This window comes from Photobacterium sp., from assembly GCF_033720175.1.
Lineage (GTDB): Bacteria > Pseudomonadota > Gammaproteobacteria > Enterobacterales > Vibrionaceae > Photobacterium.
On the sequence record NZ_JAWWDA010000017.1, the window covers coordinates 1 to 16987 of the forward strand.

The 16987-nt window shown below is 49.1% G+C and carries 11 protein-coding genes, 1 tRNA gene and 1 rRNA gene; 10 read left to right on the forward strand and 3 right to left on the reverse strand.

Features of this window, described 5'->3' with window-relative positions; all coding sequences use genetic code 11:
* Positions 1-22 precede the first annotated feature (22 nt).
* The 5 genes from rrf (at position 23) to R3289_RS16915 (ending at position 2695) form a co-directional block, all read left to right on the forward strand.
* A 5S ribosomal RNA gene (rrf, locus tag R3289_RS16895) occupies positions 23-138 on the forward strand.
* Between the two features lie 31 nt (positions 139-169).
* Positions 170-246: transfer RNA gene (locus R3289_RS16900), tRNA-Asp, on the forward strand.
* 336 nt (positions 247-582) lie between these two features.
* Complete coding sequence (locus R3289_RS16905) at positions 583-885, forward strand: hypothetical protein (protein ID WP_318926865.1); 303 nt, start codon at positions 583-585, stop codon at positions 883-885.
* 183 nt (positions 886-1068) lie between these two features.
* Positions 1069-2265, forward strand: a complete 1197-nt coding sequence (locus tag R3289_RS16910) for an MFS transporter (protein WP_318926866.1) — start codon at positions 1069-1071, stop codon at positions 2263-2265.
* 94 nt (positions 2266-2359) lie between these two features.
* Positions 2360-2695, forward strand: a complete 336-nt coding sequence (locus tag R3289_RS16915) for a DUF2799 domain-containing protein (RefSeq protein ID WP_318926867.1) — start codon at positions 2360-2362, stop codon at positions 2693-2695.
* A gap of 112 nt (positions 2696-2807) precedes the next feature.
* Here the strand turns inward: R3289_RS16915 and dapD are convergent, their stop codons facing one another.
* Positions 2808-3839 (reverse strand): 2,3,4,5-tetrahydropyridine-2,6-dicarboxylate N-succinyltransferase, encoded by a 1032-nt coding sequence (gene dapD / locus R3289_RS16920; RefSeq protein WP_318926868.1) that lies wholly within the window; start codon positions 3837-3839, stop codon positions 2808-2810.
* Between the two features lie 290 nt (positions 3840-4129).
* Complete coding sequence (locus R3289_RS16925) at positions 4130-4432, reverse strand: YebG family protein (protein WP_318926869.1); 303 nt, start codon at positions 4430-4432, stop codon at positions 4130-4132.
* Between the two features lie 81 nt (positions 4433-4513).
* Between R3289_RS16925 and R3289_RS16930 the strand changes: the two genes are divergently transcribed.
* On the forward strand, positions 4514-5200 hold the full coding sequence (locus R3289_RS16930; RefSeq protein ID WP_318926870.1) for a DNA-3-methyladenine glycosylase I: 687 nt from the start codon (positions 4514-4516) through the stop codon (positions 5198-5200).
* 15 nt (positions 5201-5215) lie between these two features.
* On the opposite strand, the gene R3289_RS16935 is transcribed toward R3289_RS16930, so the two are convergent.
* Positions 5216-6109 carry a LysR family transcriptional regulator gene (locus R3289_RS16935; RefSeq protein ID WP_318926871.1) on the reverse strand — a complete coding sequence of 298 codons (894 nt, stop codon included), beginning with the start codon at positions 6107-6109 and terminating at the stop codon, positions 5216-5218.
* 221 nt (positions 6110-6330) lie between these two features.
* Here R3289_RS16935 and R3289_RS16940 point away from each other — a divergent pair, with 221 nt between their 5' ends.
* The 4 genes from R3289_RS16940 (at position 6331) to recD (ending at position 16969) form a co-directional block, all read left to right on the forward strand.
* Entirely contained in the window at positions 6331-7308 is a 978-nt protein-coding gene (locus tag R3289_RS16940; RefSeq protein WP_318926872.1) for a TDT family transporter, read from the forward strand.
* Positions 7309-7512: 204 nt separating this feature from the next.
* Positions 7513-10953 (forward strand): exodeoxyribonuclease V subunit gamma, encoded by a 3441-nt coding sequence (gene recC / locus R3289_RS16945; protein WP_318926873.1) that lies wholly within the window; start codon positions 7513-7515, stop codon positions 10951-10953.
* A gap of 324 nt (positions 10954-11277) precedes the next feature.
* On the forward strand, positions 11278-14892 hold the full coding sequence (recB, locus tag R3289_RS16950; RefSeq protein WP_318926930.1) for an exodeoxyribonuclease V subunit beta: 3615 nt from the start codon (positions 11278-11280) through the stop codon (positions 14890-14892).
* Positions 14885-16969, forward strand: a complete 2085-nt coding sequence (recD, locus tag R3289_RS16955; RefSeq protein ID WP_318926874.1) for an exodeoxyribonuclease V subunit alpha — start codon at positions 14885-14887, stop codon at positions 16967-16969. The genes recB and recD overlap by 8 nt, the downstream gene beginning before the upstream one ends.
* The last annotated feature ends 18 nt before the right edge of the window (positions 16970-16987 follow it).

A 16987-nucleotide genomic window follows, 5' to 3' on the forward strand; every position in this document is an offset into this window, starting at 1 on the left:
GACCGGGAATAAACAGAATTTGTCTGGCGACCATAGCGCTGTGGCCCCACCTGATCCCATGCCGAACTCAGAAGTGAAACGCAGTCGCGCCGATGGTAGTGTGGGGTCTCCCCATGTGAGAGTAGGTCATCGCCAGGCGCCAAATAGCTTTATGCTGAATAGACACTGCGGAGTGGTAGTTCAGTTGGTTAGAATACCGGCCTGTCACGCCGGGGGTCGCGGGTTCGAGTCCCGTCCACTCCGCCATTTATTAGAGAAGCCCAGTCGAAAGACTGGGCTTTTTTACGTTTGAACAAAAGCAAAACCTCGTTATTTCCTACAGCGAGGTACAAACGTGATAGGGAACCCATAGCCACATAGGATCAACGAGTGATGGATCCCCGATAATATTGTCTCTCGATTTCGAGGATGGCAAGGTGTAGTGAAGGGTACTATTAACCCTCTAGAGCCCGCCTCTCGCGACTCTAATCACTTTCTTTTATTCTTTGTTACAACTCAACACTTCAACCGAGTATTCCGATCTTGTCATATGATGAAGGAGTGTGAGAGTCTTAGGGCAATTTCTGATAATAGGCTATAACCATGAAATTTTTCTACGAACGAATAGAAACCCCGAACGATGTAAAGATCGTACTGAAGCCCAACTCCCTCTATATTATGCTGTTGATGTTGGCTATCTGGCTAATCAATGATTTTGTACTGCAATCAGTCCCGTTAAGCCAGATCATCATGCCGGTCTTCATCGTTTTTATGATTGTGAGGTTTTTCTCGGTTGTGAGAATACAGAAAGAAGTGCTTGTTGCGATGAAGCAAGGCAATGTTGAAACATCCGGCAGTAAGTTTTCAGTATCTAATCCGTTAACCTATAAGATCAGTAAAATCTGACCATTTCTTCAGATTAGCTTTAATACAGATAAAAAAGCAGCTTATGCCTTTGGTTAAGCTGCTTTTTTAATGAAAAATCATATTGCGTCCTGATGGGAAACTATGCCTTAAGTGCTTGCTGCTAATAGTTTTACCTGTAACGTGCATAATGGACAGTCGGCTATTGAGATAAAAAGGAGATATATGGAAAGGTTTAACTGGAAACCTTTATTATTGGCTTGTCTGATCGTTAGTATTGGTCAGCTGAGTCTCGGCTTAGTCTTTCCGTCTTTACCATGGATCGCTCAGGATCTTCAGTTGAGCGCTGATCAGGTTCAATTATTAGTCTCGGGCTACTTACTTGGGTTCGGTCCGTCACAGCTTATTTATGGACCACTATCCGATATATTTGGCCGCCGCCCCGTTTTGCTTTGCGGTTTGCTTATTGCACTTTTAGGGCTGGTACTGGCTGTTACCCATGCAGATACTTTTTCCTGGTTGCTAGCCGGACGTTTTGTGCAAGGACTTGGAGCCGGGAGTGTCGCGGTACTTGCCAGGGCAACTATGCGTGATAGCTATCAAAATCAGCATCTGGTGAAGGCGATGACCTGGGTTGCTATTGTTGCTGCTTTCACCCCTATCGTTGCACCCGTTATTGGCGGTATGGTAAACCACTACTGGGGTTGGCTGGCAGTATTGATGTTATTGCTGGTCTATATTGCGTTGATTTGGTTGGTGCTGGTATTCACTTTTACCGAAACCCTGAGCCACTCTTCACGTCCTCAATCCGTCGCTAAGCTTGTTCTCTCTTATTTTACTCTGTTGCAAGAACGCCACTTCCTGAGTTTTGCCGGAATTGGCTGGATCAATTTCTCCCTGGTTGTGATCTCTATTTCTCTGATGCCTTTTATTATGCAGGTTCAGATTGGGATGAGTTCTGAGCAATACGCGTTTTGGGCAATGATCCCAGCCTTTGGCATGTTGACCGGCGGGGTGTTCTGTCAGCGAATCAGGCCCGTTGTTGGCACCCAGAAAATCCTCCAGTTAGCACCATTGATCCACTTACTTGCCGGGTTGGTACTGATGATTTCGCCGGTTGCTGCGGGGTGGGTCAGTGCTGGACACTTTTTGCTGGCAATGGCGAATGGTATGGCATTCCCATGTGCACAGTCGATGCTATTAGTTCCCTATGGCAATCGTGCGGGAACCGTTTCGGCACTGTCTGGAGCCTGTCAGATGGTATCTGCTTCGCTAATTAGCAGTATGTTACTTAAATCGGGTATGAGTCAGCCCTGGCACTTAGGTGTGGTGTTATTGGTTGCTGCCTTTATCGGATTGATGCTGGTTGCGGTGGGTGCGAAAAGTGAAAGCGGCAAACAAGCGGCCGCGGCTCTAAATTAACATCGCATTTTAATACTTTGAACCATACTTACTAAATAACTAATAAATAATACCAATTGGTATAAACGTTATTGGCAGGGGAAGGGGAGTTAGTATGCTGAGGTTAACGATGTTAGTTGTCCTGATCGTGCTGTCTGGTTGTGCGGCCCGGTATGAGGCAGAATTATCTGCGAATAAAGAGTGGCAACAATTAGGGACTTACCACGGAGAGCAGGGTTACCGAGAGCTTAATAATAAACGTTTGTCGGAGTTGGGGGCATTAACCGAGACGGAGTACGAATCCTATCGTGCGGGATATTTGAAAGGTCGGTTTGATTACTGTACTGGCCGTCATCAAGTCTCGACGGTGATTAATCAGGGCTACATAAATGAATGTCTCGATTCAAAGGAAGGCGAGAGTAGCTACAGTGTGACTGATCGCGGTTATTGATCCCTATATCCAATCCACCTCAAGAGGCGAGATTCAGAAGTGGTTGGGTATAACACGATTAAAAAAGGCTGCGATTGCAGCCTTGTTATTATGCAGCATAACGTGTCTGAACTCAGTTGTTGCTGTGTAGCTCGCTGTTCAGTTCAACCGCACTCTTGTTGGTCAGGCACTCGATTTGACCGGTTACAGAGTTGCGACGGAATAGGAGATCTGACTTACCGGCAAGATCGCGTGCTTTCACCACTTCGACTTCCTGTCCGCTGGCATCCAGCATACGGACTTTAGAGCCTGCCGTGACATACAGACCTGATTCAATGGTGCAACGGTCACCGAGTGGGAAACCAAGACCGGCATTGGCACCCAGCAGGCTGTTTTCACCAATAGAAACCACCATCTTACCACCGCCGCTCAGGGTACCCATAATAGAGGCACCACCACCGATATCAGAACCTTCGCCAACCATAACACCGGCAGAAATACGCCCTTCAACCATGCTTACGCCTGCGGTACCGGCGTTGAAGTTAATAAAACCTTCGTGCATCACGGTAGTACCTTCACCGACATGCGCACCAAGGCGGACACGTGAAGTATCAGCAACACGTATGCCGGCTGGTACGACGTAATCAACCATTTTCGGAAATTTATCGACACAATCGATGGATAGCACTCCACCGTTCAGGCGCGCTTCCATCTGGCGGTCTGCCAGCTCTGGAAGATCGATAGGGCCTTGACTGGTCCATGCGATGTTGTGAAGCAGGCCGAAGATACCGTCTAGTACCACACCGTGAGGTTTAACTAGACGGTGAGAGATAAGCTGAAGTTTCAGGAAGCCTTCAGCTACAGATACCGGCGCAGAGTCGGTCGCAAGAATAACTAGAACCAACGGTTGTGAAGAGAGAGCGGCTTTCGCTGCAAACTGCGCGCTTTGCTCGTCACCTGCAGATTTGAATGCAGTAGCAAGGCTTGCGCACTGAGCCGGTGTCACTTCAATAGCCTGGTTGCCTTCTTTGTAATCTACAACGGCAGCGATGGCTTTAACCAGTTCTTCTGATGGGTTAAGCACCGGCGTTGGGAAAAAGGCTTCGATGATTTTACCATCGCGGTTTTGAGTTGCAGTACCTAAGGCAAGTGAAAAGCTAGCCATTATCAATCGTCTCCGTTCCTAAAAATTTAAAGCCCAATCTGTAAGTCTGACAGATTGTATAATTAGCTCATTGCTACGTATTAATAGAAAACCATCATAAAGACAGTTGGCTTGATATAGAAGGGTTGACTAAGCAATCGGTCGAAAATGACGAGATTATGACGAATTTAACTCTTTGGCCGGAATCGTAAGGGCTTTTTGCTACATAAAAAAACCTCCGGGTCGGAGGTTTATTCATGCTGAAGTACTTATAAACGCCGTTATTCTTAAAACGACATCATCAGTGATGATTAAGCTGCATCTACCTGAGGTTCATCTTGAACCACTTCAGGCTTTGCCGCTTTTTTCTTAGGAGCCGCTTTCGCTTTTTTAGCCCCCAATGCAACCAGTACTTCTTCACGCTTCTGTGCTAAGAACAGTGAAAGTTCTTCTTGTTTAGCTTCATCTTCGAATAGTTCACTTTTGCTTAGCAAAGTAAACATATCGTCAGCCATATCTAGCATCTTGTCGTATGCGTCGGCTTCGGATTTAGAGGTGAAAGTCATCTTTTCTTCTCCGTTGCGCTCAACTACATATTTGATGATAACAGCCATGGTCACCCTCCCGAAATTGATTTACTGGCTGTTTATACAGTAGCATAAAGGCTTCTGTCCAGTGATAAGCGTGTTAATGTGATGGCGAGAGAAAAATTTACTCAGATTTATACCCGAGCAGCAGAAAGAAAGGGAGGAGAGGCTGAACTTGAGAGTTTGCTTGCTACCCCTTTGAGTCTTCAGGAATTAAATACAATTTCTGATGCGCGCTGGCTGGCGGCATTTACTCAGAAAGTGTTTCAGTGCGGTATGAGTTGGCGTGTCGTTCGTAGCAAATGGCAAAATTTTGAAGAGGTGTTCTTTGAATTCGATATTGAGAAGATGCTCTTGATCCCGAATGATATGTGGGAACGCAAAGCGACCGATCCTGCCATTATTCGCCATTTAGGCAAGGTTATGACCATTCCTGAAAATGCCCAGATGATCCATGAAGTAGCCCTGGCACATGGTTCCTTTGCCGCCATGGTGGCTGACTGGCCACAAGAAGATATTATCGGATTGTGGCGTTACCTGAAACGTAATGGCAAACGCCTGGGGGGAAATACCGGCCCCTACACGTTACGCGTTATGGGGAAAGATACCTTTATTCTGAGTCACGACGTAGAGGCCTATTTACGCAATACCGGGATCATTGATGGCGGCCGCGATACGCAAAAATCGCTCTCGGCCGCACAAGCGGCTTTCAATGACTGGCAGCAGGAAACGGGCCGTCCCCTCTGTCAGATCAGTCAGATCATTGCTTTCAGCTCTGGTGATAACCACATTTAAGAGTGATGTTCGCGTCTAGGCCTGCTTTAACTGCCATTGCAGGCAAAAGTCGATAAACAGAGATAATAACGGGCTCTGGTATTTTTCTTTGTGGTAGAGCAACCAGTACTGGCGGCGCATATCGATCGGTAAATCCAGCAACACCAGTCGCTTGTCATTGACCGCATGTTGAATGGCGAGCTTTGATAAGCAAGTGATCCCTAATCCGGCAGCGACACAGTTAATGATCGCTTCGGTGGTATTGAGTTCGAATGCCTGATGCCACTCTTCCAGCCGCGGTGAGATGCGATTAAGGAAAAATTCACGGGTGCCCGATCCCGGCTCGCGCAGAACCCAGTGCGAGTTTTCCAGATCTAACAGCTGTAAATTGTCGATGTGAGTCAGCGGGTGATCCGGATGGCAAACCACGACCATTTCATCGTCTAACCAGGCTTTGGTGATCAGATCGGCTTGCTGTACCTTGCCTTCAACCAGACCGACATCCAGTTCAAATTCACTGAGCTTGTGGCAGATCTGTGCCGTATTGGAGATAAACAGCGACTGATCCGCATGTTGAGTGCTGGCGCGAAAATCGCGGAGCAGGAAAGGGGTCACCTGGTTACCGACCGTGTCACTCGATCCTACTTTTAATTTTCCGGTTACCGGTCCGGCCTGATCAAAGAGGTTTTCGATCGCATGGCTGCGAGCCAACAATTCATCAGCTAAAGGTAACAAACGCTTACCTTGTTCATTGATGATCAGACGATTGTTATTGCGATCAAACAACTTATGATCCAGCTGTCTTTCCAATTCAGCTAACGCCATACTCACTGCCGGCTTAGATAAAAACAATTTTTCTGCAGCAGCGGTGATCGTTCTTTCCTGGGCGACGGTAACAAAGACCCTGAGTTGCTTCAGCGCAATATTCATTTTATCTCTTTGGTTAAGATGGGTAATAAAAATAGATTAAGCAAAGCTGAAAGTACGGTTAAATATATTCAATTATTATAAATCCTTCAAATTTAATACACTCTTCCGGTGTTCAGAGATTAATGCTTTCAGCCCAAACTGGTTATACCAATCGAGAGAAGTGTTCCGATTGGTATTACATCGCTACACATAATATTTGGGGGGATCGCGGAGAAAAGATAATGATTAACGCGACGAAAAACAGAGTTGCAGCAGTGCCAACCCCTATGGCGGGTTTAGCATTAGGTATCGCAAGTCTTGGCTGGTGCTGGGAAAATGCCGCAGATCTAAGCGGTGCGGGCCAAGTAACCGGAGCCGCCATCGCATCAGTATTGTTACTGATCCTGATTACGAAATTTCTGCTTCACCCCAAATCCTTGTGGAATGATTTGACCCACCCTGTTGTCGGTAGCGTAGTACCGACGTTTGCAATGGCGTTAATGGTGGTGTCAAAAACGGTTGGTATGTATGCGCCCTATTTTGCGCAAGCGGTGTGGTTACTCGCGGTCATACTGCACATGATCTTTCTGGTGTTATTCGTTTATCACCGTGCGATTGAATTCAAACTGCATCATATGGTGCCAAGCTGGTTTGTGCCGCCCATTGGTATTATCGTGGCGGATGTCGCTTTTCCCGGTGGGGTGTTACGTCCGCTCGCTGAAGGCTTGCTGATTTTTGGTATGGCGGTATATGCGGTGATGCTGCCGATCATGATTTATCGTTTGATCTTCAGTCATGAAATTCCAGATGCAGCGAAACCAACCATTGCGATTATGGCGGCACCGGCAAGCCTTTCTCTTGCTGGGTATCTCACTGTGGATCAGAGCCCCTCCCCGGTGATCATCAGCTTACTTGCCGGTATTGCGGTACTGATGACATCTGTTATCTATGTGGCGTTTTATCGATTGCTGCGTTTAGAATTCAGCCCAGGTTATGCTGCTTTCACCTTCCCAATGGTGATTGGTGCGACAGCACTGTTCAAAACCGCCGCTTGGATGGCAACAAATGGGGTCGCACAAGAATATGTTAATCAAGTTTCCCTGCTTGCGAGTATTGAACTGTATGTCTCGACGGTCGTTGTGTCTTATGTCGCGCTGCGTTATTTAGCCTTCTACCGTCCGATTTCATGTATTTTTGGTCCTGTTTCACATAGCGCGTAATGTCCTACGGATCTCGTTTTTTACAGTCTCATCTGTACCGTACTGTTCTGGCGAGCTTTTTAGGCGGATTGCTGCAAGATTACAAGTTTAGCGAGTGTGATTTGCCCGGTTATGCGGGCTTTTTTGTATTTGTAATTTAGGTTTGCAGCTAACAAGATCATGGTAGACAATCAGGACAACTTTCTCTTTTTGTGAGATATCTGCGTGTTTACTGTTTATCACTCAAACCAACTGGATTTATTGAAATCGCTGCTGGTTGAACTGATCCGCCTCAATCCTCTTGATAATCCATTCGAACCAGAACAAATTCTGGTGCAAAGCCCCGGCATGTCTCAATGGCTGAAAATGGAGCTGGCGAAATCATTTGGTGTCGCGGCAAACCTCGAATTTCCTTTGCCGGCAACCTACATCTGGAAAATGTTTACCCAGGTGCTGGCTGATGTGCCCGAGCGCAGTGCTTTCAATAAAGAGGCGATGACCTGGAAGTTGATGGAAGTCTTGCCTGAGCAGCTGGAGAAGCCGGAATTTGAGCCGCTCAAACGGTATTTAGAACACGATCAAGACAGCCTGAAAAGTTATCAGCTGGCAGAAAAAATCGCAGATATTTTTGACCAGTACTTAGTGTATCGCCCGGAGTGGATCCAACAGTGGGAAGCGGGTGAAACAGTGACAGAACTGGGTGATGAACACCCATGGCAGCCCATTTTGTGGCAGGCATTGTATGATCATACCCTGGCATTAGAGCAATCGCCCTATCATCGTGCCAATTTGTACGAGCATTTTATCGATACACTTGAGAACTACACCCACAGCGGCGCCTTGCCTGAAGGGTTTCCTAAGCGATTGTTTGTCTTTGGTATCTCATCGCTCCCCCCTCGCTACCTTGATGCATTGGCCGCGATGGGCGAGCATATTGACGTTCACCTGATGTTTACTAACCCCTGTCGTTATTACTGGGGTGATGTCCGTGACCGTAAGTATCTGGCGCGACTCGCGGCTAAACAGCGCTTACAAGTGAAATGGTTGGACGATCACAGTGAGCAGGGCGAGTTAGCCGAGCAGCTGAAAGGCAGCGTTGAAGACAATATCCATGATGACATGCACAACGATGTGGTTGGCAACAGCCTGCTGGCTTCAATGGGCAAACTTGGGCGGGATAATTTGTATCTGCTGTCTGAAATACAAGCCCGGGAAGTGGAAGCGTTTGTGGATATTGAAACTGATACGCTGCTGCATTCCATTCAGGCCGATATTCTCAATTTAGAAGATCGCCAAAATGACGATATTTTAGATTCCAGCCATCATAAGTTGCCCGTTGCGGCGAATGATCCTTCCCTGTCTATTCACGCGTGTCATAGTCCGATGCGGGAAGTGGAAGTGCTGCATGACAAACTGCTCGCCATGTTTGATGCTGATGAAAACCTCAAGCCACGTGATGTGATTGTGATGGTGGCCGATATCAATGCCTACGGGCCTGCCATTCAGGCGGTATTTGGCAATGCGCCGGGTAACCGTTATATACCATTTTCCATCTCAGACCGAACCGCAGAGCAGGAAAATCCTATTTTACTGGCTTTCTTGCGCTTGCTGGCCCTGCCTGAAAGCCGCTGTCACGCGTCAGAACTACTGGAACTGCTCGAAGTGCCGGCAGTCATGAGCAAGTTTGGTTTTGACGGTAATAGCTTTGAGCAAATCAAGCGCTGGATTGAAGAAGCCGGCGTACGCTGGGGGTTAGATAAAGAGACGGCCTGTCAGTTTGAATTGCCGGAGCAACATCAGAATACCTGGTTGTTTGGTATTCAGCGTATGTTGCTGGGTTATGCGATGCCTCATGATGCCGGTTTATTCGAGGGGATTTCCGCTTACGAGCAGGTACAGGGCTTAGAGGCCGAGCTTGCCGGTCAGTTAGCGAGCTTTATTGATCGCCTGATCGCTTACCGTGAACAACTGGCGCAGCCGCAATCGGTGACAGCCTGGACGGAGAGATTAAATCAGTTATTAGATGATTTCTTTGCCGTCGAACTGGAAGGCGAACTGATCCTTAAATCAATCCGTGACAGCTTACATCGCTTACATGAACAGCTTGATGATGCCGGATATCAAACATTGATCACCCCCGCGGTTCTGACCCAGTACCTGCAAGATAAACTGTCGGGCGAGCGGGTGAGTCAGCGCTTCCTGGCAGGTCAGGTTAACTTCTGTACACTGATGCCAATGCGCTCTATTCCTTTCAAGGCAGTCTGCTTGCTGGGGATGAACGACGGTGCTTACCCGCGAAATATTGCGCCGGAAGGCTTTGATTTAATGGACGGCCGCACCAAGGCGGGTGATCGCTCTCGTCGTGATGATGACCGCTACCTGTTCCTTGAAGCGATCCAATCGGCGCAGGAAACCCTGTATATCAGCTATGTGGGCCGTTCGATTCAGGACAACAGCGAAAAAGTGCCGTCGGTACTGGTCAGTGAGCTGGTGGAATATTGTCAGCAAGGTTATTGCGTGGCAGGTGATCAATCGCTCCCGGTCGACGCTTCAGCAGAGCGAGTCAAAGCGCAGTTAATTCATCACCACCCGTTAGTCCCGTTCAGCCCTGATGCTTTTACGGGGGAGCAAACCAGCTATGCGGCGGAATGGTTACCCGCAGCTTTACGTAATGGTGAGGCAGGTAAAGATTTCCAGCTGGCGGCTCTTGAGGAAGAGTCTCTTGATGCGGACCAAACCCGCGAGCTGGATCTGGCTGAATTACAGCGATTCTGGCGCTTACCTGTGCGTTATTTCTTTAACCGTCGTTTAAAAGTATTCTTTGAACCGCCGATGGGCGTGATGGAAGATGACGAACCCTTTGTGCTTAACGGATTAGACAGCTATCTGATGCGTGACCAATTACTGGCGTTGCTGCTTGAGGCCAAACAGGATCAGGAAAATGACGATGACGTATTCAGGCAATTTTCAGCGGAACAGAAGGCGGCGGGAAATGTTCCTGTCGCGGCGTTTGGCGAATTAGAGCTGGAAGCGACACGAATCGAGGTGATTACACTGGTGGATTTAATTTTACCGTTAGTGGCGAGCCCGCTTGATGATCATGAAGTGGATATTGTTTTTCAGATTGAAGGGCAGGAGGTCCGGCTGCAGGGCTGGCTCAAGCAGCGTTATCAAGCCGGACTGGTACGTTATCGCAGTGGCAAAGTCCGTGCACAGGATTTATTAACCGCATGGTTTGATCACCTTTGCCTGGCCGCGGGAGGCCAGAGTCAAATCACTCATCTGATTGGTACCGATACCCATTTAACCTTACTTAAGGTTGAGCCTGAGCAGGCCAATGCCTACCTCAAAGAAGCCGTAAGCTTGTATTACCAGGGTTTGAATAAGCCGTTACCGTATTTTCCGAAAACGGCCCTTGCCGGTATTACTGCGTGTATTGGTCGCGACGGCAGTTGGAAGGATGATGCCGATACCTTGGAAAAATCACTGAAGAAGATGGCTGACTGCTTTAATGACGGCTATCTCTATCCGGGCGAAGGGGCCGACAATTATATTGCCCGGGTGTGGCCGCAATGGAATGAAACATTAGCGAATGAGGCGTCACAAATGGCGAGCCGAATATTACAGGCAGCCGTTTTACACAGCGAAACAGCGGAAGAATCGTAGGGAATAGGTGTAGTGTGGTCGCCAGCAAATCATTCTTATTTGTAGGGTGCTCGCTGTACGACCACAGGTCCAGAGGCAGACCACGTTTCTGGCCGCGATACTAACCAAACTACGCTCGGTAAACCGTGAGTAAACTCGCACATAAATAGAATAAAATGTTATTCCAGATGCTAAAAACCCGTTATAAGTATTGGATCACAAAAAAAAGATGATCATTATCACTAACGTATCTGGTTTCTGAATCAAACAGGGTGATGTCTGATGACTCAAGCAATAACGCAAGACTCCGAATGTCATTCGCAGTCAGGCTCGGGAACACATTTGATGCCGAAATCCGCCGGGGCAGCAACCCTGCAGCCAATGACGTTTCCACTGCATGGGGCCCGTTTGATCGAAGCCTCTGCGGGAACGGGTAAAACCTTTACTATTGCCAGCTTATATTTACGCTTGCTGCTGGGCCATGGCAGTGCAGAAACGCGGCATGCCACCGAGCTGACCGTTGATAAGATTCTGGTTGTAACTTTTACCGAAGCGGCGACCGCCGAATTAAGAGATCGCATTCGAGCCCGGATCCATGATGCCCGGTTAGCATTTAGCCGGGGTGTCAGTCACGATCCGGTGATCCAGCCTTTGCTTGAGGAAATTAGCGATCATCAGACGGCGGCGCAGATTTTACTGCAGGCTGAGCGCCAGATGGATGAAGCGGCCATCTATACCATTCATGGTTTCTGTCAGCGCATGCTGACCCAAAATGCCTTTGAGTCGGGCAGCCGTTTTAATAATGAATTTGTGACCGATGAAAGCCAGCTGAAAAGTTTAGTCGCGGCCGACTACTGGCGTCGTAATTTCTACCACTTGCCGCCTAGTTTAGCGGTTGAAGTGCGAGACGTATGGTCTTCGCCGGCGGCGCTGCTGAAAGATATCGGTGGCAGTTTAACTGGCGCCCCGGTGAAGTTAAGCGTCGAGGCGATGACAGATTCACTGGCTGAATTGCACAATAAAAACCTCGAACGCATCGACGGTTTTAAAGCGCTATGGCGTGAGCATGAAGCGGATCTGGAAGCCTTGATAGCCAGTTCCGGCGTGAACAAGCGCAGCTATACCAAAAAAAGTTTACCGGCATGGTTAGAACAGGTGAGTTTGTGGGCGGCATCGCCAACCTTGGGCTACGACTTGCCGGATAAGCTCGATCGCTTCCATCAGCAGATCCTGATCGAAAAAACGGCAAAAGGTGACGCCCCAGAGCATGAGGTGTTTGCAGCTGTTGCTGAGCTGCTGGATAACCCGGCCAATCTGCGCGATCCCTTAATGGCTCACGCCATAGAAGAATGTCGCACTTTGCTCGCGAAAGCCAAAGAGCGCAAAGGCTGGTTATCGTTCGATGACTTGCTGACTCAGCTATCTGCGGCGATCGATAATGATCGTGACGATCTGCTGGTTGAGCGTATTCGCAGCCAGTATCCCGTGGCGATGATTGATGAATTCCAGGATACCGACCCCCTTCAGTACAGTATTTTCAGCAACATCTATACCACCGAAAATGCAGAGCAGGCGCAGTGCGGTTTGTTTATGATCGGCGATCCGAAGCAGGCGATCTATGCTTTTCGCGGTGCAGATATTTTTACTTATATTCAAGCGCGGCGTCAGGTCAGTGATCATTACACCCTGGGCACTAACTGGCGCTCAACCGCCGACATGATTGCCTCGGTCAATCGAGTCTTTGAGCAGCCGGACAGACCGTTTATTTACGATCAGGACATTCAGTTTCTGTCGGTGAACCATAGCCCCAAAGCGTCAGAACGTAGCTGGTGGCTCGATAATCAGGCACAGCATGCGCTGACCTTCTGGCATCAGGAAAGCCAGGATGGCAAACCGGTGACTAAAGGCAGTTATCAGCAAGTGATGGCCGAAGCAACGGCAGCCCAGATCCAGAATGTTCTCACCCAATCCCAGCAGGGTAGTGCCTTTTTCCAAGACAAAGAGCACAAAAAAGCCATTCAGGCGAGTGATGTTGCGGTCTTGGTCAGAACCGGTAATGAAGGAAAACTGGTACGTCAGGCCTTGGCTGATCAGGGTATTGCTAGTGTCTATTTATCAAATAGAGACAGTGTATTTTCCACTCCGGAAGCCGCCGACATGCAGCGTTTATTGCAGGCGGTATTAACACCGGAAGATGATCGCGCGTTGCGTGCAGCGTTAGCTTCGCGTCTTTTTGCGTTAACGGCCGTTGATTTAGACAAGCTCAATAGCGATGAAACCGAGTGGGAAACGGCCGTTAATGCGTTTAAAGACTACCGTAAATTATGGGTAACCCGCGGTGTGATGCCAATGCTGCGCAGTGTGATGGCTAAATCGACCATTGCTGAACGTTTGTTAGCGGAAGAGGGCGGTGAGCGACGTCTGACGGATTTACTGCATATCGGTGAATTGCTGCAGGAAGCCAGCCAGAGCCTAGACAGTGATTACGGTTTATTACGCTGGTTAGCCGAACACATTGCTGAGCCTAACGGCAATGCCGAAGATCAGGTTTTACGTTTGGAATCAGAGCGGAACCTGGTGCAGATTGTCACGATCCATAAATCGAAAGGGCTGGAATACGATCTGGTATTCCTGCCGTTTGTCTGCAGCTATCGCGAAGTCGACAAGAAAAGCGAAGTGAAGTATCACGATGAACGGGAAAATATCACCGTTCTTGATATTACTAAGCAAGATGATTCGATAGAAAAAGCGGATAAAGAGCGTCTGGCGGAAGATTTACGCCTGATCTACGTCGCGCTAACGCGAGCGGTCTACGGTTGCTATGTTGGCATGGCGCCGATCCGCAATGGCCGCAGTACCAAAGAGCCGACCGGCCTGCACCGTTCTGCTATGGGACATTTGGTGCAAAATGGTCAGCAAGGCAGTATCGCGGCTCTGGAGCTTGCCCTGGCTAAACTGGCAGAAAGCCAGCCTGCAATCACTGTGGCCGAACCGCCAGTGTTGCCGGATAGCAAATGGCAACCGGTAGAGCAGGATGCGCCGACCCTGCAGCCAAGTGAATTTAACGCAAGAATTGAACGTAACTGGTGGATGACCAGCTACTCCAGTCTGGTTAAGCAGGGCCATCAGGCCTATCACGACAGCAGCTTGGATCTACCCGGTTTTGATATCGATTCTGCGGCAGAGAAAGCGCAGGAGGGCGAAGAGGCAAATATTGAACTTGAGCCTGAGTATTCTATTTATACCTTCCCCCGTGGTGCGCGTCCGGGGACGTTTTTACATACCGTATTCGAAGAAATTGACTTTACCGCACCGGTCGATAGCCCGGAAACCATCACTATCCTGACAGAGTTACTGCTGCGGGAAAATTACGAGGCGGCCTGGCTGCCAGTGCTGCAAAAGCTGATTGACGACGTTCTTCATTGCCCGCTGGATGGCAATGATCTTAAGCTGGTTGATAAAAATGCCACTCAGCGACTCACGGAGATGGAGTTTTTACTGCCGATTGAATTGCTCTCTTCTGCGATGCTGAATAAGGTGATTGCCAGGCACGATAGTGTCTCAGCCAAAGCCGGTGAGTTAGGTTTTGCTACCGTGAGCGGGATGCTGAAAGGGTTTATTGACTTAGTGTTTGAACATCACGGCAAATACTATGTACTGGACTGGAAATCGAATCATTTAGGCGATGAGCCTAATGCCTACCGGGGGGATCAGCTGACCGAGGCCATGCGCGATCACCGCTACGATCTGCAATACCAGATTTATGCCTTAGCCTTACAGCGTTTTTTGCGCAGCCGCATTCCTGACTATGACTATGAAACGCATTTTGGCGGGGTTTATTATCTCTTCTTACGCGGTATGGAAGCCGGCAGTGACAGCGGCATTTTTTATGCGCGTCCGTCCCAATCCTTGCTGGCTGAATTAGACCAGTTAATTGATGGAGAGCAGATTGATGCTTAAGCGTTTAGAAGATCTTACCAAGCAAGGTGTACTGCGTCCGCTGGATTATCAATTTGCTAAATTTCTGGCTCAGCGTACCCCAGAGCCACATTCTTCGCTGCTGGCGTTGGTGGCCGCCTTAGTCAGTCATGAACTGGGCAAGGGGCACGTGTGTCTGATGCTCGATAAAATCGAAAACCACCCACTGTTTGGCTTGCCTGTCAGGGTCTCGGCGGCGTTGCTAGAGGGCTTACCGCCATCTCAACAGTGGGCTGCGGAACTGACGTCGTTGCCAGCGGTATCGGATGCCTCGGGATCAGGCGCTCGGCAGGCCACCCCATTAGTGCTCCAACAGGGGCGGCTGTACCTGCATCGCTACTGGAATTTTGAAAAGCGGGTGGCAGAGAAGCTTAATCATAGTGCGCAATCCATTGAACCGGCAGCGATCATGCCGACCGTGTTGGATGAATTGTTCCCGCGCACCTATACCTATTTATATCAGGCATTGCAGCAGCTGAAGAAAGGGGGGGCCGGGCCAGCCGATTGTGCTGACAGTCGCCGCAATGAAGTGTGCGATAAGCTAGATATTGTACATGCCGAACAACTGGACTGGGCGGCCATCGATCAGGTGCTGCTGTCGGCCGGCAGAGCGGAAGAGCTGAACCCACTCGATGATCTCGTTCCGCAGAGTGCATGCCTGAACTGGCAAAAAGTCGCCGCAGCGACGGCGATCACCCGTCAGTTTTCGGTTATTTCGGGCGGGCCGGGCACGGGTAAAACCACGACAGTGGCCAAGTTACTGGCAGCGCTGGTCAAGCAGGCACAGCACACCAGCCCTGACGGTGAATTACATGTACCAAACATTAAACTGGTTGCCCCTACGGGTAAGGCTGCTGCCCGTCTGACAGAGTCGATTGGTCTGGCAGTACAGTCGTTACCGGTTGAGCCGGAAGTGCGCCAACGAATTCCGACTCAGTCCAGCACGATTCATCGTTTGTTAGGCTCAGTGCCTAATCAGGTCGACTTTCGCCACCACCGGGGTAATCCGTTGCACCTTGATGTGCTGGTCGTCGATGAAGCCTCTATGGTCGATTTGCCCATGATGGCACGTCTGCTCGACGCCCTGCCACCGCATGCCAAACTGATTTTGCTCGGTGATCGGGATCAGTTGGCATCGGTTGAGGCGGGGGCCGTACTCGGGGATATCTGTGCCTTTTCGCACCAGGGATATAGCCAGGAACAAGGTCGGCTGCTGAGCTATCTGACAGGGTATGATTTTGCTCCGACCCAGCCAGGCACGGTCAGTAAAGTGGCTGATAGCCTCTGTATGCTGCGTAAAAGCTACCGTTTTCATGCCGAGTCAGGCATTGGTAAGCTGGCGAAAGCCATAAATGAAGGCAAGCCACATGATGTCGAAAAAGTGTGCCGACAAGGCTTTAGAGATATTAATAATTACCCGTTGAGTGCTGAAAGTTACCAGACCATGATTAATCTGACGGTGACTTTTTATCGTGATTATTTAGATGCGATTGAGCAGAAACAGGAACCGAAAGACGTCCTGAAAGCCTTTTCTAAAGTTCGTCTATTATGTGCATTACGAGAAGGTGATTTCGGTGTCGCAGGCTTAAACCAACGAATTGAACGTGAACTGGTTCGTATTGGTAAAATTCGTCCGACGGATGAAACCTGGTATGCAGGACGTCCGGTCATGATCACCCGTAACGATCATGGCTTAGGCTTGTATAACGGTGATATCGGTATTGTGATAATGGATCATAAGGTGACGCCTGATCAGCCGCATTTGCGGGTTTACTTTGAGATGCCTGACGGCTCGATACGCAGTGTGCTGCCCAGCCGGCTGCCTACGCATGAGACGGTATATGCAATGACGATCCATAAATCTCAGGGCTCGGAGTTTGCCGATACTTTGATGGTACTGCCGGCAGATTTCAGTCCGATATTGACCCGTGAGCTGATCTATACCGGTGTTACCCGGGCCAAAGAGAAGCTGCATCTTTTTGCTCAGCAAGAGGTGGTCAATCGGGCAGTGCGCTTACGTACAGAGCGAGCGAGTGGGTTGGCGCAGTTGCTGGCCTAGTTGATTTCAGGCGACAAA